We start from the raw sequence: 20883 nt of genomic DNA, 5'->3' as shown, positions 1-20883 counted from the left end.
AGACATAATGGATAAGTTACCTAAGATTGCGTTACCCGCAATATTTATTTTTATTGTAGTAATTATTGCAATTTCAAAATCAACAGTTACAATAGACTCTGGTCAAGCAGGTGTTTTGTATAAAACTTTTGGAGGAGGTGTTGTAACCGATGAGCCACCTATGGGTGAAGGATTTCATTTAGTAGCACCTTGGAATAGAGTAACGGTTTACGAAGTAAGACAACAAGAAGTACTTGAAAAAATGAATGTACTTTCTAGTAATGGCCTTGATATAAAATTAGAAGCATCTGCTTGGTTCGAGCCAATTAGAAATGATTTAGGAAAATTACATCAAGAAAAAGGTGAAGACTATATTTCTAGAGTGCTTTTACCAACCATTCGTTCTGCGGCACGTTCAGTAGTTGGTCGTTATACGCCAGAGCAATTATATTCAAGTAAAAGAGATGCCATTCAGCAAGAAATATTTGATGAGACTCAAAAAATAGTTTCAGGTCAGTATATTCAATTGAATGAAATTTTGGTAAGAGATGTTACCTTGCCACCTACTATTAAAGATGCTATCGAGAGAAAGTTAAAGCAAGAACAGGAGTCTTTAGAATATGAATTTAGACTGGTTACTGCTAAGAAAGAAGCTGAAAAAGTAACTATCGAAGCACAAGGTAAGGCAGATGCGAACAGAATTTTAAGTGCTTCTTTAACAGATAAAATTCTTCAAGATAAGGGTATCGATGCGACATTGAAATTGTCTGAATCACCAAACTCTAAAGTAATTGTTGTTGGGGGTGGAGACTCAGGTTTACCTTTAATTTTAGGAAATAACTAAAACACGGACTTATTTATTTTTGTTTCATTTTAAACTTTTGTTTTGTGAAATGAAAAATACCTTTTACTTTTACGAAATAATGAAAAACAGAACTACACATCATCATTTCCATATTCACGCTCAGGCGAGGTAGGAATGTATTGTAGTAGAACAACATATTTTAAAAACCCGTTTGAGCAATCAAACGGGTTTTGTATTTAAATCTCTTTTGGTTGCCAAGCATTAAATTAAGAAAATGACTAAAATTAGAATTGCTATTCAGAAATCGGGAAGACTAAATGAGGAATCCCTTCAAATTTTAAAAGACTGCGGAATTTCCATTGATAATGGCAAAGATCAGTTGAAGGCTTCATCAAGAAATTTCCCTATGGAAGTTTTCTATTTAAGGAATGGAGATATCCCTCAATACTTAAGAGATGGTGTGGTAGATATTGCTATTATTGGTGAAAATGTATTAATTGAAAAAGGTGAAGATATTTCAATTGCCGAGAAGTTAGGCTTTTCAAAATGTAAAGTATCCTTGGCGGTGCCAAAGTCAGTTAAGTACAATTCAGTAAAAGATTTTGAAGGTAAGCGTATTGCAACATCTTACCCAAATACAGTATTGAATTATTTGAAAGACAAAGGGGTTAAGGCAGATTTACATATTATTAATGGTTCTGTTGAAATTGCGCCGAATATTGGACTTGCAGATGCTATTTGTGATATTGTTTCCAGTGGTAGTACTTTATTCAAAAACAACTTAAAAGAAGTAGAAGTAATGCTTACTAGTGAAGCCGTATTGGCTGTCTCTCCAAAAATAACAGCTGAGCGAAAAGAATTGCTGGAAAAGCTACAGTTTAGAATTCAGTCTGTTTTAAGGGCTAGAGGATCTAAGTATGTGTTGCTTAATGCACCAAATGAGAAATTAGACGGCATTCTAAAACTATTACCAGGCATGAGAAGTCCGACTGTATTGCCATTGGCAGATGAAGGTTGGAGCTCAGTACACACGGTAATCAACAAAGATAAATTTTGGGAAGTAATTGATGAGTTAAAGAAAGCAGGAGCAGAAGGTATTCTTGTTTGCGCAATTGAAAAGATGGTATTGTAAAAAAAGCTTCTAGCCTTTTGCCATTAGCTAAATTAAATGTTTGTGTTTTGCCAAAAGCCAAAAGCTTAGGGCTAATAGCTAAATTAAGAAATGAATAAAATATATAACCCCAAGAGAGCAGATTGGAAAGACGTTTTAAAACGCCCAACCCAAACGGTTGCCGATATTGAACGATTGGTCAACGGTATTTTTGAAGAGGTAAGATCAAACGGTGACGGAACGTTAAAAAAGTATACCGAGCAATTTGATAAGGTGGTTTTGGAAAATATGCTTGTTTCAGAGGCTGAAATTGAAGCTGCAAAGTCTTTAGTTTCCAATGATTTAAAAGAGGCTATAAAACTTGCTAAATCTAATATAGAAGTATTTCACAATGCTCAAAAAACCGACCGGGTAGAAGTTGAAACTGCAGCGGGTGTGACTTGTTGGCAAGAAAAAAGACCCATTCAGAAGGTTGGTCTGTATATTCCGGGAGGAACTGCTCCTTTATTTTCTACCATTTTAATGTTGGCAGTACCAGCTACCATTGCCGGCTGTAAAGAGATAGTATTGTGTTCTCCTCCAGACAAGGAAGGGAAATTGAACCCTGCTATTTTATACGCTGCTAATTTATGCGGAGTAACCAAAATTGTAAAAGTAGGTGGTATTCAGGCTATTGCAGGAATGACATTCGGTACGGAGACAATTCCTCAGGTATATAAAATATTCGGACCAGGAAATCAGTATGTAACTGTTGCAAAACAAATAGCTACAAAGTATGGTGTTGCTATTGATATGCCTGCAGGTCCTTCAGAATTACTGGTCGTTGCCGATGACTCTGCTAACGCCGCTTTTGTTGCTTCCGACTTGTTGAGTCAGGCTGAACACGGGGTAGATAGTCAGGTGATATTGGTTTCCACTTCCAAGAGCATGATAGATGCTGTAGAGAAAGAAGTAGCCCAACAATTAGAAGAGTTACCACGTAAGGAAATAGCAAAACAAGCAATTGCCAATAGTAAACTGATTTATGTTGAAAATGACCAAGAGGCTTTAGATCTCATCAATGAATACGGACCGGAACATTACATTGTTTGTGTAGAAAATGAAGATTTTTATATCGAAAACACCTATAATGCAGGTTCTGTGTTTATAGGGAATTATACGCCTGAAAGTGCTGGAGATTATGCATCAGGAACCAATCATACCTTACCAACAAATGGCTATGCTAAACAGTATAGTGGAGTGAATTTAGATAGTTTTCTGAAAAGCATGACTTTTCAGAAAATCAATGAACAAGGAATACAAAACATTGGCAAGGCTATAGAGTTAATGGCAGAAGCCGAAGGATTACAGGCACACAAGAATGCAGTGACCTTAAGATTAAATAGTTTAAAATAATGTCATTTCGGCTACGCTCAATGACACCAATACAGAATTGAAGTAATGAGTTTCAATCTAGATAGTTTAACAAGAGAGAATGTAAAGGGCTTGAGTCCGTATTCCTCTGCACGAGACGAGTATGTTTCCGATGGTTCTACCATGGTTTTTTTAGATGCCAATGAGAATCCGTTTGAGAATGGAGTCAATAGATACCCTGATCCTCAACAGCGAGGTCTAAAGGCTATTTTAGCGGAACAGAAAGGTATTAAAGAAAAAAATATTCTTTTAGGAAATGGTAGCGATGAAGTCCTAGATTTATTGTTCAGGGCGTTCTGTGAGCCTAAGCAAGATAACATTGTTACATTGCCACCTACATACGGAATGTACAAAGTGCTTTCCGGAATTAATCTGGTTGAAAACCGAGAAGTATTATTAACCAATGATTTTCAACCTAACGTTGAGGGAATTTTAAGTACAATTGATAGCAGTACGAAATTATTATTTATCTGCTCGCCCAACAATCCTACAGGCAATAGCTTTTCGACTTCAATTATAGAAAAGCTATTGACCTCGTTTAACGGACTAGTGGTAATTGATGAAGCCTATATCGACTTTTCATCCGAAGAAAGCTGGACATCTAAATTGGTAGATTACCCTAATTTAATTGTGACCCAAACCTTGTCCAAAGCATATGGTATGGCAGGTATTCGACTTGGATTGTGTATAGCATCAGATGAAATTATTGCTGTTTTAAATAAGATTAAACCTCCGTACAATGTAAATCAATTAACTCAGGATAAAGCCATAGAACGAGTGTTGGATATAAAAGGGGTTAAAGAAGAAGTTGCTGCAATTTTAACGGAAAGAAGCAACCTCACGGAGGCTTTTAAAGCAGTTTCATTTGTTGAAACAATCTATCCGACAGATGCCAATTTTATACTGGCTAAAGTTGATAATGCAACCCTTAGATATAATCAATTATTGGAAAAAGGAATTGTAGTACGTAATCGTACAACACAACCTTTATGTGAAAATACCCTGAGATTTACCGTTGGTACATCTAAAGAAAACAATAGTGTAATTACTGCTTTAAAAGAATTATCCAAGTAATATGGAAAGTAAAAAACGAGTACTATTTATAGACCGTGACGGAACTATAATTAAAGAAACAATAGATGAGCAAATAGATGCTTTCGAGAAAATGATTTTTTATCCAAAAGCATTTACTTTTCTAGGTAAAATTGCAAAAGAATTGGATTATGAATTGGTAATGATTACTAACCAAGACGGGTTGGGAACAGATGTTTTTCCTGAGGACACCTTTTGGCCGGTTCATAATTTTATTCTTAAATCTTTCGAAAATGAAGGCGTGGTTTTCGATAAGGTATTTCTTGATAGAACTTTTCCGCATGAAAATGCCAACACTAGAAAACCTGGAACAGGGCTGTTGACCGAATATTTTTCCGATGATTATGATTTGGAAAATTCTTTTGTTATTGGTGATCGATTAACCGATATGGAATTGGCTAAAAACTTAGGTTCAAAAGGTATATTCATTAATGATGAAACCAATTTGGGTACTGGCGAAATCACTGTTAAACGTGATGAATTGGATAGCCATATTGCTATTGAAAGTAATGATTGGGAGAAGATTTATGAATTCTTAAAGTTGAATGATAGAACGGCTGAAATTCATAGAAAAACCAATGAAACTGATATTGCCATAAAACTGAACCTAGATGGTACTGGTAAAAGTGATATTAAAACCGGACTGGCATTCTTTGACCACATGCTAGATCAATTGGCTCGTCATGGGCAAATGGATTTAATGATCAAAGTCGATGGTGACCTAGAAGTAGATGAGCACCATACAATAGAAGATACCGGTATTGCATTAGGCGAGGTATTTCATTCAGCTTTAGGAAATAAACTAGGTATAGAACGCTACGGATTCTGCCTGCCAATGGATGATTGTTTAGCACAATCCGCTATAGATTTTGGTGGTAGAAATTGGCTGGTATGGAATGCAGACTTTAAGCGTGAAATGGTAGGAGACATGCCTACGGAAATGTTTCACCATTTCTTTAAATCGTTTACTGACGGCGCCAAGGCTAATTTAAATATAAAAGCAGAGGGCACGAACGAACATCATAAGATTGAAGCCATTTTTAAAGCCTTTGCCAAGAGTATTAAAATGGCAGTGAAAAGGGATGTGGAAAAAATGGTTTTACCAAGTACGAAAGGAGTATTGTAAAAGCCCCCTAACCCCCAAAGGGGGAATTCTTAAGTTTTATATTATGAATACAGAAAAAAATAAAGCATCTATCAGCACCCCTTTTGGGGACGGGGGGGGCATTGTAATTATAAATTACGGAGCGGGAAATATACAGAGCATTAAGTTTGCTATAAAACGATTAGGTTACGAAGCTGTTTTAAGCAATGATGTTTCTGAAATACAGCGTGCCGATAAAGTTATTTTTCCAGGGGTTGGTGAGGCAAGTAGTGCTATGAAAATGCTTTTGAACAGTGGTTTGGATAAAGTTATTCCGACTTTAAAACAGCCTGTATTGGGTATTTGTTTGGGGATGCAATTAATGTGTAATTCATCTGAAGAAGGCAATACAACAGGACTAGGAATTTTTGATGTAGATGTTGTTAAGTTCGATAATACAGTAAAAGTTCCGCAGATAGGGTGGAATCAAATCACAAATCTGAAATCTAGACTATTTGAAGGTATAGCAGAAAATGAGCATATTTATTTAGTGCATAGTTTTTATGCGCCATTATGTACTGAAACAATTGCCGAATGTAATTATGGTATAGAATATAGTGCTGCTTTGAAAAAAGATAATTTTTATGGTACTCAGTTTCATCCAGAGAAATCCAGTGATGTTGGGGAAAAGATATTAGAAAACTTTTTGAAAATGTAATGGAGCAGGATTACTTTATTTCTAAAAATAAGGATTTGTTGAATGTAGAAGAAATTCAACAGTTTATTGCATCATCCTATTGGGGTAAGGGTAGAACTATAGATGATGTGAAAACCACCATAGAGAATTCATATTGTTTTGGTATTTACACATTGGATAACACGCAAATTGGATTTGCACGGGTTGTTACGGATTATATTTATTTCGGCTACTTCATGGATGTGATAATTTTTGATAAGTTTCAAGGTAAAGGTTATGGTAAAATATTGGTAGAAGCTATTTTGGCAGATACTACCATAAAAAACCTTAAAACACTTGCTTTAAAAACCAAAGATGCGCATCAATTATATGAGCGATACGGATTCAATAAAATTGGAGATTCATCATTATGGATGTCTGTAGATAAACAAATATTAGAGTAAAAACATGAGAATTATTCCTGCAATTGATATTATAGATGGAAAATGTGTACGTCTTTCAAAAGGCGACTATGATACTAAAAAAATATACAATGAAAATCCGTTAGAGGTTGCAAAAGAGTTTGAAGCGCACGGAATTAAACATTTACATTTGGTAGATTTAGATGGTGCAAAATCAAAACATATTGTAAATCATAAGGTTTTGGAACAAATTGCTACCAAGACCGGTCTGCAGATAGATTTTGGAGGCGGATTAAAAACTGATGATGATTTGCGTATCGCTTTTGAAAGTGGTGCCAAGCAAATTACTGGTGGTAGTATTGCAGTTAAGGATGCTGAAACATTTCTCGGTTGGATAGAAAAGCATGGTGCTGATAAAATAATATTAGGTGCAGATGCCATGGATGAAAAAGTTGCTGTATCAGGTTGGTTAGAAGAGTCAAAAGAAGAATTGATTCCTTTTATTCAGAGTTATCAATCAAAAGGGATTCAATATGTAATTTGTACAGATATCAGTAAAGACGGTATGTTAGAAGGTCCGTCGTTTGAGCTTTATTCAAGAATACTATCACAAACTACAGATCTTAAATTAATTGCTTCTGGCGGAATTTCAACTTTTGACGAGTTGCCAAAGCTTGCTGAAATGGGTTGCGAAGGAACTATTATTGGTAAAGCTATTTATGAAAATAGAATTAGCCTAAAGCAATTGGAATCTTATATTTTAAACAATGGATAAGGAATTTCAAATTATAGAAGAGTTAAAGCAGAATGCTCTCTATCGTATAGATGAAAGCACGCGTATGATCAAGAAAAGTCTTGCTGATATATCTGAAGAAGAAGTATGGCAAAAACCGAACGATGCTTTAAATAGCATTGCAAATTTAATGCTTCATCTATGTGGTAATATTTCACAATATGCTATTTCATCGTTAGGAGAAACTGAAGATACAAGAAATCGCGATGTAGAATTTGCTACCTCCGGCGGTTTTACAAAAGAGGAACTGATGAAGAAGTTAGATATTGTTGTAGACTCGGCAAAAAGAATCATTTTTGATGCTACACCAGAGCAATTAGTCCGTAAACGTTCTGTACAAGGCTTTTCCTTTTCGGGAATAGGTATTATTCTCCATGTGGTCGAGCATTATTCGTATCATACCGGGCAAATAGCCTTTTGGGTGAAACAGTTGAAGAATAAAGACCTGGGATTTTACGACGGGGTAGATTTGAACGTGAAAAGCCCCCTAACCCCCAAAGGGGAACACCTTGATTACAAAGAAACGAATTATGAGAAACTATAAAATATTTAATTTTAATTCTCCCCTTTTGGGGGAGCTAGAGGGGGAAACATGTTAGCAAAAAGAATAATTCCTTGTTTGGACATCAAAGACGGTAGAACCGTAAAAGGTATCAATTTCGTTGATTTGCGTGATGCTGGTGACCCAGTTGAACTTGCTGAAATATATAGTAAAGAAGGTGCAGATGAATTGGTCTTTTTAGACATTTCTGCTACCGAGCAAAAACGTAAAACTTTGGCGGACTTAGTATATCGTGTTGCCGAAAAAGTAAATATACCGTTTACCGTTGGTGGCGGAATTTCTTCTGTTGAAGACGTTGATATTCTCCTTCAAAACGGGGCGGATAAAGTGTCTATAAATTCATCTGCAGTAAAGAATCCGCAATTGATTAACGATTTGGTTGCAAAATTTGGCTCGCAATGTATTGTAGTTGCCATAGATGCCAAACAGATCGATGGAGAATGGATTGTTCATTTAGTAGGAGGTAAGGTGCCAACGGAACGAAAGTTGTTTGAATGGGCTAAGGAGGTAGAAGAGCGTGGAGCGGGAGAAATCTTATTCACCTCTATGGATAATGATGGTACAAAAGACGGGTTTGCGAATGAAGCCTTGGCACTTTTATCGACAGAATTGAATATTCCTATCATTGCATCGGGTGGTGCTGGCAATAAGCAGCATTTTACAGATACTTTTATAGAAGGTAAGGCAGATGCCGCCTTAGCAGCAAGTGTTTTCCATTTTAAGGAAATAGAAATTCAGGAATTGAAACTTGAGTTACAGGGGAACGGGATTCCGGTGAGGGTTTAGTTTGCAGTATCAGTTTTCAGTAGTCAGAATGACTCTTGAGTTTACCTGCCGAGGCGGGCGCTTTCAAAGGCTTTGGGACATGATTTTCACTTCGGCTACGCTTATGAACTGATTAAAATAAGAGACAACAAGAAAAAATTATACAATGAAAAAAATAGGTCTTATCGGTGGTATTACTTGGCAGTCTACTCAATTATATTACCAATTATTGAATACTAAAGTTGCGGAGGTACTTGGTGGTCAAAGTTCTTGTTCATGTATAATTGAGTCTGTAAATTTCGCCGATATATCTGCAAAACAAGCAGCAGGAGATTGGGACACTTTACACCAACAAATGACTGAAATTGCGGTTCGGTTAGAAAAAGCGGGTGCAGATATTATTCTTGTTTGTGCCAATACTATGCATTTAAGTGTGCCTGCGATTAAAGAAGCTATTAATGTGCCTCTGCTACATATCGCTGAAGTAGCCGGTGCTGTTGTTAAAGAAAAAGGGAGCCAAAAGGTTTTATTGCTAGGTACAAAGTATACTATGGAACTTGATTTCTATAAAGATGTCTTACAGAAGCAATTTGCTATAGACGTAATTATACCAAATGAACAAGATCGTGAGATTGTGCATTCCATTATTTATACAGAATTGGCAAAAGGAATAATTACAGAAAAATCTAAGCAGCAATATTTAGAGATTATTAAAAAGGCTGAAAAAGATGGAGTAGATGCTGTTATTTTAGGTTGTACAGAGATACCTTTGTTAATACAACAAGATGATTGCGATGTATTGATTATCGATACCACTAAAGAACATGCTTTTGCTGCAGTGAAGTTTGCTCTTGATTAGTTTAGAGTAGATAGTGTTCAGTTTGCAGTACCAGTTTTCAGTATCAGGTGACAGTGACAGACATTAGATAGAATGTCGCCCTGAGCGCAGTCGAAGGCTTTGGGACACGATTTTCACTTCGACTACGCTCTGTGATCAGGACATTACTAAAGACTTAGAAAAGAATAAAAAAATAATTAGAATACAATACATATGGAGTTTAAAACACCGGATTGGGATAAAACGAACGACGGATTAATACCTGCAATCATTCAAGATGCACGTACAAAAAACGTATTAATGTTAGGCTATATGAATGCTGAGGCATTAACTAAAACTGCCGAAACGGGTAAGGTAACTTTCTTTAGTAGATCTAAGAATAGATTATGGACCAAAGGAGAAGAAAGCGGTAATTTTCTAAATTTGGTTTCTATAAAAAATGACTGTGATCAAGATTCATTACTTATCACGGTAAACCCTGTGGGTCCAACCTGCCATACAGGCTCTGATACGTGTTGGAACGAGGCTAACGATTCTAACTTCGGATTTTTATCTGAGCTTGAGTCAACTATTGAGCAAAGACGTACTGCTGCCGATGGTAAAAAATCATATGTAGCTTCTTTATTTGGAAAAGGGATCAATAAAATTGCCCAAAAAGTAGGGGAGGAAGCGGTTGAAACGGTTATTGAGGCTATGGATAGTAATGATGAACTGTTCTTATACGAAAGTGCAGATTTATTGTTTCACTACTTAATGTTATTGCAGGCAAAAGGCTTTACGCTTAAAGATATTGAGGCGGAGTTAATGAAGAGAAAAAAGTAATTTGACACTTTTTACTTCAAAACAGTATACGCAGTTAAATACGTATTTGCTTTTAGCGTGATATTTTCAGATTCCAATTTGTTTTGTAATTGCTGTATAAGTCGTTCGAATAAATTTTCTGGTCCAAAAGTGTTAGATAACTTAGCATAATCTTCTTTTGAGGAAAGTAATAGATGTGCCAGATCAGGTATTGTTATTTCAAGGTCAATAGCTTGTTTATATTGCTCATTAAGAGTTATTGCTGCTGTTTGTAAGCCAGTAAAGTTTTCCTTATGATTATAATTGCTTGCTATGTGCGTTTCTTCACTGACTCCAAGAAGCTTGAATATCGGTGATAAAAGTATTTCAAAATCATAGGCTATGACTTTGGCATTTGTTTTACTCACTCTAATGCTCTCATCTAATATTTCTTGTGATTTGGCATAGAATAAAGAACCTGCAAACGTTATGAAATCAAAACTATCATCATTAAAATCTAGCAGGTTGTTTTTCATCGTTTGGTAAGTTACAGAAGGGTGCTCAATAGACTTCTGTATCATTTCTTGGCTTGGGTCAACACCTATTACCTTTTTACAAAATGCAGATAAACTAATGGCAGATTGCCCTGTTCCACAACCAATATCTAAACCTAAATCAACCTTTTCATGATTTGGCAAATAGCTTTCTAAAATCTTTGTGTGTAATAGAGGTCTGTACGATGCGTAGTGATAGGCAGTAATTTGGTCGTAATCTTTAATCATACTACTCTTATTGAAAAATCCGTTCCATGATTACAAAATCAATTCCGCCTTTAACATAGGTTGTATTTGTTTTGGTCATATTAAATTTAGTGTAATATTCGCTTTTGTTTTGTCTGGCATTACACCAAATTCTTTTAAGTTTTTTGGTATGGGCAATGTGCATGATTTCATTTAATAGCATACTACCAAAGCCTTGACCTTGATAAGTTTCTAAAGTTGCAAATTTTCTGAATTGGGCTTCTTTACCATTTATGAATAACGAAATTATTGAGGTAAGTTGGTCGTCTACATAAAGTCCGTAATGCAGACCTTTATCGTCTTCCGTTAGTTTTACAAACTCCAATGGCTGGTTTGGCCACATGACCTTATGTCTTATGGGGATAGTTTGCTCTGCGGTTATCTCAATTATTTTTGTGGTCATTGGTTGCGCTTGTACCTGACTTCAAATATAACGAGCTTCTTCATTATTTAAGCACCAAAGTCTCTTGTACTTTTGCAATCGATACCCATTTAAATGGAATAGGAGACCATACTGTTCTTGTACTCTTTTTGTATGAAGATTCGTTCTTTATAAAAACTTGATTGTTTTCGGTAAATACGTGTTGTGTCTCTATGACTTTTTTAGATTTCTTTTTTCTGATCATTGCACGTTTTTCTTATATCGGTTACGTCCCATATTAAAAATGCCCACTTTAATGCCTATACCGGCAGAAAATCCGTTTATTCTAGAAATTCTGGTGGGTGGAAGTTCTGTTCTGCTTGAAAAGCGATATTTTATTCCTGCTTCTAATTGTAAGTATCTTGAAATATTGAAAAGAGCATTTATTCCTGGTTCGGCTACAAACACTTCATCAAAGTCATCCTCATCAAGTTCTTCTTCAAAATTATCATCATGTTTTACCTTGTCGTCTATATACCCCACAGCACCAGCACCCAATAATAGCGGAAAGGATAGATTAACACGACTTTTGCTGAAAAAAATGGGTTCTAAATGTAGACCTCCATAAACAGCAATAAGGTCTTCATATCTAGAAAGGCTATTGTTGTATATATCTTGTTCGGAATAAAGAAAGTTACCTACAAAACCAACCTCAAATTGTTGATTCGCGACATAGGCTATTTTTAAACCTCCTATATAAGCGTTCTCTCCGTCAATTTCACCTAATCCCATATTTATGCCCACATACACACCATGTACAACATTATTACGGTCATTAAATTCAAGGTATTCATCGGTTTCATCTTGCCCATAGCTCACAAAAGCGGACAGGAACAATGTAAATAAAAGAGTTATTTGAAGTGGTTTCATTACTGTTTGATTTTTTGATTGATTATCTAATAGACAACCTAAGGAACAAATAGTTGCATCAAAAACCATTATTTTTTTATAAAACCTAAAATTCTATATTTTGTTGTGTAAAAATAGGGCTAATTGCTTTTAAACGTGCTGGTTAACCGTGTCATTGGCTCCCCAAGAATCTAAACTGAGTAAAATAGGCTTTAGTGATTTTCCACGTTTCGTTAATCCGTATTCTACTTTTGGTGGCACAACGGGAAAGACCTCTCTTTTTACCAATCCGTCTTTTTCCAATTCACGTACGGTTTGGGTAAACATTTTATTGGAGATTCCCGGTACCTTTTTTTGTAGCACTCCAGAGCGTAATGCACCGTCTAAAAGATGAAAAAGTACAATGGGTTTCCATTTGGTACCAATTAAGTTCATGGTATGATCTAAAGGGCAATATTTATTAGAATTCATTTTAAATGTAAATAACTGAAAATTAGTATAATACTCCTTTTGGTAACTATAATACTTTTAGGTAAGTTATTGTTAATAAGGCAAATATATATTTATTTTGTGCCATAAAATAATTGTTATGAAAACAAATACAGCATACCCAAAATCATTTTCACATATTGGTATTACCGTGCCAGATTTAGAGAAAGCGGTAGCATTTTACTCAGAGGTAATGGGATGGTACGTCATCATGAAACCTTCAAAAATCAAAAAAGAGAAAGAAACAGCAATAGGAATTATGTGCATTGATGTTTTTGGCGATGATTGGGAAGAGTTTGAAATTGCACATATGTCTACATCAGATGGCATTGGTGTAGAATTGTTCTCTTTTCCTCACGGAGTAAAAGAAGCACCGGACTTCAACCCTTTCAATACAGGGCTATTTCACTTTTGTATACAAGACCCGAATATTGAGGACTTAGTTGCTAAACTTGTAGAATATGGTGGTAAACAACGTATGCCAATACGTTCTTATTATCCTAACGATAAGCCATACAAAATGTGTTATGTAGAAGATCCATTCGGAATCGTTTTTGAGATATACACACACAGTTATGAATTAACGTATTCTTCTGGAGCGTATACCGAATAACTAGAAGGTTTAAAATTAAAAAAGGGATTGATTACGCAGCTGTAATCAATCCCTTTTTTAATATAGCGTTTTATCAATTTTATTTCTCATCCATGTCATGATAATACTCTTGTAAAGTGAAAAAAGCTTTCTTTTTCATGCCTTGTTCAGAAATCAATCCTTTTCTGTTGAAATCATCTTGTATTCTACGTAAAGGACGTCTTGATGAACGGAAATCCATCAAAATCCATGGAGATAATCCTACCATAAAATCGATATTTTTCATCATCTCAATATTAGACTTAAATAGTTCATCTTGGTATTCTTCTGTCCATCTTTCATTTTTATCACCATGTAAACCGTACAAAGCTCCACCACCAATTTCACTCATGATCATTGGTTTATTGTAAGCACTTGCCCATTTAATGCTACTGCACGAATTTACATCGCCATAGTACCATCCGCAGTAATTGTTAATTCCGATAACATCTACAACTTCACCTAATGGGTCTTCGATTAAATTTCCATCATCACCCTTGCCTTGGGTGTCTAAAGCAGCGGTAATTAATCTTGTATCATCTAATTGTCGTGCTTTCTTGGCTAAACTTCCTATAAAAGATAGACGTGGCTTACTTTCAGGCGTTTCATTGGCCATAGACCATAAAACTACCGAAGCTCTGTTTTTATCTCGGGAAATCATCTCGGTCAGCTGATTTTCAGCATTGGCATAGGTATCTTCATTTTCGAACTGAATAGTCCAATACACGGGAATTTCTGACCATATTAAAAAGCCCATTTTCTCTGCTTCTTTCACCATTGCCTCAGAATGTGGATAATGCGCCAATCGTAGAAAATTACAACCCAATTCTTTTGCCCAATTCAATAGTACTTTACATTCTTCTGCAGACACAATACGACCTGTTTTGAAGGCTGCCTCTTCATGAATACTAATACCTTTAAGAAAAGTTTCTTCTCCATTAATCAATATTTTAGAACCGTCTGTGGTTATCGTTCTAAATCCTATTTGATCGACTACTTTATCAGTACTGGTTTCAATTATTACCTCATATAATTTAGGCAATTCTGGTGACCATAATTTTGGTTTGGCTTTGATTGAAAAAGAAGCTTTTCCTTCGGTAACAGTTGCTTTTGCAGATTCTTTAAGTTCAGGAATTTGAATGTTAACCGTTTCGCCATCAGCAGAATTGGCTACAGCTACCCAGCCTTTAATGGTATTGTATTTTCCCTTCTCAAATTTTATCGAATAATCGGAAATATGCTTTTTAGGAACAGAAATTAAATGAACAGACCTAGTTATGCCACCATAGTTCCACCAATCTTGGTTTACGGTAGGTACATTTTCTTTTTTACGTTTGTTATCGACTTTTACGACAACAAAGTTATTTCCTTCTACAAGTTTATCTGTGACATTAAATTGAAACGGAGTGTAACCACCAATGTGTTTACCTATTTTTTCACCATTTAAATAAACAATTGCTTCATAATTTACGGCTTCAAAGTATAAAAAGCTTTCTTGATTAGAAGTAGGAGTATAGTTGAAATCTTTCTTGTACCACAATGTACCTTCATAGTAGTAAAGTTTGTCCATTTGCGTATTCCAATCACCGGGTACATTTAACTGAAGGCTGGTATCGAAATTATATTCTATAAGGTCAGAAGGCGATTGCATTTTTGCATTCTTAAAATACCCTTTATCATACTCTTGTAGTCTGTGATTGTAAAATCCGTTTTCTAATGGATCTACGATAATATCCCATTTTCCATTTAATGATGTCTTTTGTCTAGCATCTATATTTTGAAGTAGATTAGCGTATTCAGTTTTTTGAGCAGTAATGGATATGCTGAAAAATATAAAGAAAACTATCGCAATGTTGTTTAGGTTTTTCATTTGGTAAGCTGAGTTTTAAGTTAGACCTGAAATTTACCGTTTTAATTAAAAAACAGTGTAAATTTTTAAAACAATATGGATTTTAATTCTTGTTTGTCAATGTTAGTATTTTCTTAAATATTCACTTTTGGTGTAACATTTTTAAAAGGATATAGTCATATTGCGGTATTCATCAATCAATTATACAAACACATGATTAAAAAAGGAAAGCGTAAAGTGCGCTTAAGGTGGCTTAGCGTCACAAGTATTATTATTTTATTACTTAGTTACACTCCAGTTTTAGCTCAAGAAAGCTATACCATAAGTGGTAAAATATCTGACATAGAAAACGGAGAAACCCTTTTTGGGGCATCTGTTTTTTTAGAGGGAACCACAATTGGTGTAGTAACCAACGAATATGGGTTTTATTCTATTACCGCTCCAAAAGGCGAATATCGCTTACTTATTACTTATATGGGGTATGCCGATATTAAACAAGATGTAAATCTTGATCGAAACCAAAACTTCAATTTTGAACTATCGGAAATATCTACACAGCTAGATGAAGTAGAAGTTACGGCAGAAGAGTCTGAAATTGCCGTGCTGCGTAAACCCGAAATGAGTGTTCTTAAAATGAACATTGAAACCGTAAAGCAAATGCCGGTGGTTTTGGGCGAAGTAGATATTCTAAAGTCCTTACAAATGCTTCCGGGTGTTACCAATAATGGTGAAGGTACCGGCGGTTTTCATGTACGTGGCGGTGCTGGTGATCAAAACCTGGTGCTGTTAGATGAGGCTATTATTTACAACACATCGCACATGTTCGGTTTCTTCTCGGTCTTCAATGCAGATGCCATAAAAGATGTAAAACTGTATAAAGGTGGTATTCCCGCACGTTACGGTGGTCGTGTTTCTTCGGTTTTAGATGTGAGACAAAAGGATGGAAACAGCAAGAGGTTTGCCGCCACGGGTGGTATTGGCATTATATCTAGCCGTTTGGCGCTTGAAGCTCCATTATTCAAAGAAAAGGGCTCTTTTTTAATTGCGGGTAGACGTTCGTATGCCGATTTATTATTGAAAGCTGCCGGACAAGATAATAGTGTGAGCTTTTACGATTTAAACCTTAAAACGAATTATAAGATCAATACGAACAACCGACTTTTTCTTTCCGGATATTTTGGTAGGGATGCTTTTGAGCTGGGAGAAAACTTTAGCAGTTCGTATGGAAACTCCACCGCAAACCTTCGTTGGAATCATATTTTTAACGAAAAACTGTTTTCTAATCTTTCCCTTATCTATAGCAAGTATGATTATGAATTGGGCATTACTTCGGCGGAGTTTAATTGGGTGTCGTCCATTACCAATTACAATATTAAATACGACCTAAAATACTACTTTAGTGATAAGTTCAAGCTAGATTTTGGTGCAAGCGGAATCCACTATGAGTTTGATCCCGGTGAAATTATACCAACGACCGAAACATCATCGGTCAACCCTTTGTTATTGGATAAAAAGAAAGCTTTGGAAACGGGAGTGTATGTAAATGCAGAGCATAAATTAACGGAAAAATTGACCGCACAATACGGCTTGCGCTACAGTGCATTTTCTAGACTTGGTGGTCAACCTATGACCGAATATGAGAATGATCAACCCGTGGTCTACAATGAAGATTTGGGCATTTATGAGCGGGGAACGGCAATAGGGGAGACGGTTTATGAAAAAGGCGATGCCATTAAAACCTTTGGCAATTTAGAGCCAAGGGCGTCTTTGGCATATACCTTAAATGATAATTCTTCTTTAAAAGCGGGCTTTTCTAGGGTGGCGCAGTACATTCATTTATTGACCAACACCTCTTCTGCCACGCCGTTAGATGTTTGGGCACCTAGCGGGCAGTATATTAATCCGCAATTGTCTAATCAATATGCTTTGGGCTACTTCCGTAATTTTAAGAACAAAGCCTATTCCATGGAGGCGGAAATCTATTTTAAGAATACCGATAATAGAATCGATTATATAGATGGTTCTGACCTTATTGGTCAAAATACCATTGAGACCGAAATACTAAAAGGGGAATCTAGAGCATACGGACTGGAGCTATTGTTCCGTAAGAACGAAGGTAAATTCACGGGATGGATTTCTTACACCCTTTCCAAATCTGAACAGCGTACCCCTGGTGGAAATGCTGGCGGACTCGGTATTAACGATGGTAATTGGTACAACACGCCATATGATAGAACACATGATGTTTCTATTTCGGGGTCATATAAATTAAACGAAAAATGGAGTTTTGGTACCAATTTGGTATTTCAAACAGGTAGACCCGTTACGTATCCTAATGGGCAATATGAATATGAGGGTGTTTCCATCGCCAGTTATTCCGACAGAAATTCCGATAGATTGCCGGCGTATCATCGTTTAGACCTATCGGTGAACTATAAACCGAACAGAAAACCAAATGCAAAATTAAAAGGCGAGTGGGTATTGGGTATTTACAATGCCTATAACCGTAAAAATGCGGCATCGGTCTCCTTTGGTCAGAATGTAGAAACGGGAGCCAATGAAGCTACTAGAACCGCCATTTTCGGTATAGTACCATCCATCACCTATAATTTTAAATTTTAATTCCATGAAAAACTATATAAAACTATTGCTAGCCCTGTTCACGGTTGCTTTAACTGGCTGTGAAGATGTTATTGATGTTGATGTACAGACCGATACTTTACGTTTGGTGGTTGAGGCATCCTTAGATTGGGAAAAGGGTACTACCGGTAATGAGCAGTTGATTACCCTACGTACGTCAACACCTTTTTTTGATACCGAAAGCACCAATGTTACAGGGGCGGAAGTTTCTGTGACCAATAACGCTACGGGAGAAGTCTTTCTTTTTACCGATCAGAATAACGGCACATATACCACAAGTACCTTTGAACCACAATTAGAAGCGACCTATACTTTAGAGATTTTGTATGATGGCGAACGATATATTGCCGAAGACACCATGAACCCCGTGCCTGATATTACCGATATTTACCAGGATACCGAAGACGGATTTGATGATGAAACCATTGAGTTGCATATCGTATTTACCGATTTTGAGGAAGAGGGCGATAATTACCTTTTTAAGTTTGAAAGACCACAAGACCTGTTGCCGACATTGGAAACAGGCGATGATGAATTCATTAACGGTAACGAGGTTGATTGGTGGTATGAAATTGATGATGATGAGGATGAAGAAATACAACCATTATTACCTGGCGATGTAGTAAATATCAGCATGCACGGTATTTCTAGATCATATTTTAACTATATAGATATTGTTATAGACCAAATGGGCGGGGTAGGTATTTTTGAAGCTACACCGGTTGATGTAAAAGGGAACTGCATTAACACCACCAACCCAGATAATTATGCCCACGGCTACTTTAGGGTTACCCAAACCAATAAAGCGACGTATACGGTACAGTAGTTGGGAATTTTGAAATCAAAAGAAAACCAAGCGCTAAAGAATAATTTAGGGCTTGGTTTTTTAGTTTTTATTACTAACGTATTTGGGTTATAGTTATGTTTTGACTACAATTTAATATCAAAAATGAGGTAAATATTATTGTCGTGAGTTTCTTTTTTTAATTTGGTAGCTACTGTTAGTATATGAAGCGTAGTGACCGAACGGGAGCTATGATTTCATATACATTGTTGCATGGTCGTTCTTATTCTTGTTTTCTCCAATCTTCGATAACTTCTTGGTTATTTTCAAAATAAGTGAAAGTCGCCAGATTGTCTGTAATTCGAAACTCATATGATTTTTGAGTATTATCGAATTCAAAATGAATTAAGTTATTTAGCGTGTTTAATTCAAATGCTCCATTTGTTTCATATTCTTCACCAGTAGCCATGAACTCTCCTTTTAGGTCATTCAGTTCACTATCTGTTTTGAAATCAATATAATCGCAACATTGATTTGATGAATCTGTAATCCCATTTATTGTTTTTGTCTCAAGTTTCCATTTTCCAAGGATTCCAAATGGGTCTAAATTATCTGTTTGTTCAATTTCATCTTTTTCACAACCTGCAAACATTATGAAGATAGCTAAAAGCAACACTAGCAAATTTTTACAATGTCCCATTAGTGTTTTATTTTATAAAGTTCTCAGTAAAGTTAATTTTGAAAATTTGTGGATTATTACTTTATATATTATTTTTTTGTGAACTTTTACTAACGTTGTTTTTACGGTCACGACTATGGCAAGTAAGGCGGTAGGAAGATGTACACAGACCTTTCGTTTTTGCCCTGAAGTCCACATTACGTTTAGGTTTTGTGGCTGTTGCACAACCATAAAATAAGCTTAAAAATCTATTTTTTAAGTTTATAAAAATCATAAACAGTTGGTTGTAAGATATTTAATTTTGTCAAACCATCTGAAAATCATCTATTTATTTTATAAAAGGAGTTGTGCAACGGTTACTTTTGTTGTGTTTAGTATTCTTTCTCACATTGCAAACGATTTAAGGGTAAAAGCTATTAGAAATATAGATACAAAAACTACATATAAAATATAAGAAAGAAATAATCTGAAAATGATTATAAATCCTTTTGTATTAGAATAAAATTGAGAAAAAGTCCAATAATTAAATATTGCACAAATTATAACCGCTGCTAAAACAGTAATATCTTCTTTATCAATCAACACTCCAATAATCATGAAAAATGAGTAAATAATCGCTTGTTGTCCTGTTATATAGGAGTTAATTACAATATGCTCAAGATAATTTTGTCCTAGTCCATTGAAGGAGAGGTATGTCGCAAAAGAAAAAAGTGGAAGTAAAAGTAAAGTGGTATAAGCATAGTTATCGGATAACCAATTTAAAATAGGGGATGAATTGGTTTCCAACCCGTGTTCTTCGCCTCCATTTGAATATCCAGCTAGGAAGTTGTCAATTAATGTGGCATTGTCAGATAATTGAGAAATAAAGAAATAAATTGTTGACAAGGTCAATACGTACGCAATTGGTTTAAAATATTCTTTTCTTCTACCTTGTATAAAACCTCTAATCGTATGACCTGGTCTAGCGAATAACTCTTTAATTGTGTAAAAGAGTCCACGATTTAGCTGAAAAACATTATCCGAAATTTCAGTTAAGAAATTTGGGAGATTTAATTTGTCAACTCTAGTGTTTTGTCCACAATTAGCACAAAATTTTCCACTAGTTAAATTATCGCAGTTTTTACAATTCATTTTATTTTTTGAGTCCGTTAAAAATTGCCATAATAACAACCGCCAAAATTGCCGTAACTATTGCTCTTATCCAATCGACTTGTCCGTCAGCAAAGTAATCATAAATAGCAAAACCTGTTGCAAACCCAAGTACCATTTTGAGATTTTTAATGTTCAAAAAGTTTTTCATTAGCTCGATTATTTAATTTGAGTAATATGTTCGTTAATATACATGGTTTACAAAAGTTATAGATTATGGTTTACACTAAATTAGTTTCTAACCTCACTGATTGTTCTTTTTTTCTAAATAC

Annotated in this window: 24 protein-coding genes; 15 read left to right on the top strand and 9 right to left on the bottom strand. The window is 35.5% G+C overall.

Translation table 11 applies throughout. The annotated features are described in order from the left end of the window. Window positions 1–7 precede the first annotated feature (7 nt). The 12 genes from DFQ03_RS00115 to hisIE all read left to right on the top strand — a co-directional run bounded on the left by DFQ03_RS00115 (window position 8) and on the right by hisIE (window position 10362). Window positions 8–823: a prohibitin family protein gene (locus DFQ03_RS00115; protein WP_133671014.1), complete on the top strand. Its 816-nt coding sequence runs from the start codon at window positions 8–10 to the stop codon at window positions 821–823. A gap of 235 nt (window positions 824–1058) precedes the next feature. Then, on the top strand, window positions 1059–1916 hold the full coding sequence (gene hisG / locus DFQ03_RS00110) for an ATP phosphoribosyltransferase (protein WP_133671013.1): 858 nt from the start codon (window positions 1059–1061) through the stop codon (window positions 1914–1916). Between the two features lie 90 nt (window positions 1917–2006). Then, window positions 2007–3290: a histidinol dehydrogenase gene (hisD, locus tag DFQ03_RS00105; RefSeq protein WP_133671012.1), complete on the top strand. Its 1284-nt coding sequence runs from the start codon at window positions 2007–2009 to the stop codon at window positions 3288–3290. Window positions 3291–3335: 45 nt separating this feature from the next. Continuing rightward, a complete protein-coding gene (gene hisC / locus DFQ03_RS00100) occupies window positions 3336–4382 on the top strand; it encodes a histidinol-phosphate transaminase (RefSeq protein WP_133671011.1) in 1047 nt (348 codons plus the stop codon). A gap of 1 nt (window position 4383) precedes the next feature. Then, the gene (hisB, locus tag DFQ03_RS00095; protein ID WP_133671010.1) at window positions 4384–5526 is read left to right on the top strand and encodes a bifunctional histidinol-phosphatase/imidazoleglycerol-phosphate dehydratase HisB; all 1143 of its coding nucleotides are present in this window, start codon (window positions 4384–4386) and stop codon (window positions 5524–5526) included. A 43-nt stretch (window positions 5527–5569) separates the two neighbouring features. Continuing rightward, window positions 5570–6202 carry an imidazole glycerol phosphate synthase subunit HisH gene (gene hisH, locus DFQ03_RS00090; RefSeq protein ID WP_133671009.1) on the top strand — a complete coding sequence of 211 codons (633 nt, stop codon included), beginning with the start codon at window positions 5570–5572 and terminating at the stop codon, window positions 6200–6202. Then, window positions 6202–6624, top strand: coding sequence for a GNAT family N-acetyltransferase (locus DFQ03_RS00085; protein ID WP_133671008.1), 423 nt, complete (start codon window positions 6202–6204; stop codon window positions 6622–6624). Before hisH ends, DFQ03_RS00085 begins: the two co-directional genes overlap by 1 nt. A 4-nt stretch (window positions 6625–6628) precedes the next feature. Beyond that, entirely contained in the window at window positions 6629–7357 is a 729-nt protein-coding gene (gene hisA, locus DFQ03_RS00080; RefSeq protein ID WP_133671007.1) for a 1-(5-phosphoribosyl)-5-[(5-phosphoribosylamino)methylideneamino]imidazole-4-carboxamide isomerase, read from the top strand. Next, window positions 7350–7919: a DinB family protein gene (locus DFQ03_RS00075; protein WP_133671006.1), complete on the top strand. Its 570-nt coding sequence runs from the start codon at window positions 7350–7352 to the stop codon at window positions 7917–7919. Before hisA ends, DFQ03_RS00075 begins: the two co-directional genes overlap by 8 nt. 48 nt (window positions 7920–7967) lie before the next feature. Further along, a complete protein-coding gene (gene hisF / locus DFQ03_RS00070; protein WP_133671005.1) occupies window positions 7968–8723 on the top strand; it encodes an imidazole glycerol phosphate synthase subunit HisF in 756 nt (251 codons plus the stop codon). A 145-nt stretch (window positions 8724–8868) separates the two neighbouring features. Next, entirely contained in the window at window positions 8869–9561 is a 693-nt protein-coding gene (locus DFQ03_RS00065) for an aspartate/glutamate racemase family protein (protein ID WP_133671004.1), read from the top strand. 192 nt (window positions 9562–9753) lie between these two features. Next, window positions 9754–10362 (top strand): bifunctional phosphoribosyl-AMP cyclohydrolase/phosphoribosyl-ATP diphosphatase HisIE, encoded by a 609-nt coding sequence (gene hisIE, locus DFQ03_RS00060; RefSeq protein ID WP_133671003.1) that lies wholly within the window; start codon window positions 9754–9756, stop codon window positions 10360–10362. 11 nt (window positions 10363–10373) lie between these two features. Here hisIE and DFQ03_RS00055 read toward each other — a convergent pair whose 3' ends face one another. The 5 genes from DFQ03_RS00055 to DFQ03_RS00035 all read right to left on the bottom strand — a co-directional run bounded on the left by DFQ03_RS00055 (window position 10374) and on the right by DFQ03_RS00035 (window position 12861). Continuing rightward, complete coding sequence (locus tag DFQ03_RS00055) at window positions 10374–11102, bottom strand: class I SAM-dependent methyltransferase (RefSeq protein ID WP_133671002.1); 729 nt, start codon at window positions 11100–11102, stop codon at window positions 10374–10376. Between the two features lie 7 nt (window positions 11103–11109). Then, window positions 11110–11523, bottom strand: a complete 414-nt coding sequence (locus DFQ03_RS00050; RefSeq protein WP_133671001.1) for a GNAT family N-acetyltransferase — start codon at window positions 11521–11523, stop codon at window positions 11110–11112. Between the two features lie 43 nt (window positions 11524–11566). After that, window positions 11567–11746 carry a hypothetical protein gene (locus DFQ03_RS00045; RefSeq protein ID WP_133671000.1) on the bottom strand — a complete coding sequence of 60 codons (180 nt, stop codon included), beginning with the start codon at window positions 11744–11746 and terminating at the stop codon, window positions 11567–11569. Beyond that, a complete protein-coding gene (locus DFQ03_RS00040; RefSeq protein WP_133670999.1) occupies window positions 11743–12411 on the bottom strand; it encodes a hypothetical protein in 669 nt (222 codons plus the stop codon). The genes DFQ03_RS00045 and DFQ03_RS00040 overlap by 4 nt, the downstream gene beginning before the upstream one ends. A 129-nt stretch (window positions 12412–12540) precedes the next feature. Next, window positions 12541–12861: a winged helix-turn-helix transcriptional regulator gene (locus DFQ03_RS00035; RefSeq protein ID WP_133670998.1), complete on the bottom strand. Its 321-nt coding sequence runs from the start codon at window positions 12859–12861 to the stop codon at window positions 12541–12543. Between the two features lie 118 nt (window positions 12862–12979). Between DFQ03_RS00035 and DFQ03_RS00030 the strand changes: the two genes are divergently transcribed. After that, complete coding sequence (locus DFQ03_RS00030) at window positions 12980–13492, top strand: VOC family protein (RefSeq protein ID WP_133670997.1); 513 nt, start codon at window positions 12980–12982, stop codon at window positions 13490–13492. Window positions 13493–13571: 79 nt separating this feature from the next. On the opposite strand, the gene DFQ03_RS00025 is transcribed toward DFQ03_RS00030, so the two are convergent. After that, complete coding sequence (locus tag DFQ03_RS00025; protein ID WP_133670996.1) at window positions 13572–15380, bottom strand: glycoside hydrolase family 2 protein; 1809 nt, start codon at window positions 15378–15380, stop codon at window positions 13572–13574. 192 nt (window positions 15381–15572) lie between these two features. Between DFQ03_RS00025 and DFQ03_RS00020 the strand changes: the two genes are divergently transcribed. Together DFQ03_RS00020 and DFQ03_RS00015 are read left to right on the top strand one after the other, a co-directional pair. After that, window positions 15573–17981: a TonB-dependent receptor gene (locus DFQ03_RS00020; protein ID WP_133670995.1), complete on the top strand. Its 2409-nt coding sequence runs from the start codon at window positions 15573–15575 to the stop codon at window positions 17979–17981. Between the two features lie 4 nt (window positions 17982–17985). Further along, complete coding sequence (locus tag DFQ03_RS00015) at window positions 17986–18825, top strand: DUF4249 family protein (RefSeq protein ID WP_133670994.1); 840 nt, start codon at window positions 17986–17988, stop codon at window positions 18823–18825. 241 nt (window positions 18826–19066) lie between these two features. On the opposite strand, the gene DFQ03_RS00010 is transcribed toward DFQ03_RS00015, so the two are convergent. From DFQ03_RS00010 to DFQ03_RS18700, 3 genes are all read right to left on the bottom strand, one after another. Continuing rightward, complete coding sequence (locus DFQ03_RS00010) at window positions 19067–19483, bottom strand: hypothetical protein (RefSeq protein ID WP_133670993.1); 417 nt, start codon at window positions 19481–19483, stop codon at window positions 19067–19069. A 363-nt stretch (window positions 19484–19846) separates the two neighbouring features. Continuing rightward, window positions 19847–20593: a DUF3667 domain-containing protein gene (locus DFQ03_RS00005; protein ID WP_133670992.1), complete on the bottom strand. Its 747-nt coding sequence runs from the start codon at window positions 20591–20593 to the stop codon at window positions 19847–19849. A 1-nt stretch (window position 20594) separates the two neighbouring features. After that, window positions 20595–20762, bottom strand: a complete 168-nt coding sequence (locus DFQ03_RS18700; protein ID WP_166637412.1) for a hypothetical protein — start codon at window positions 20760–20762, stop codon at window positions 20595–20597. Between the last annotated feature and the right edge of the window lie 121 nt (window positions 20763–20883).

This window comes from Maribacter caenipelagi (assembly GCF_004364175.1).
Lineage (GTDB): Bacteria > Bacteroidota > Bacteroidia > Flavobacteriales > Flavobacteriaceae > Maribacter > Maribacter caenipelagi.
This window is presented reverse-complemented; position numbering and strand designations above follow the sequence as displayed.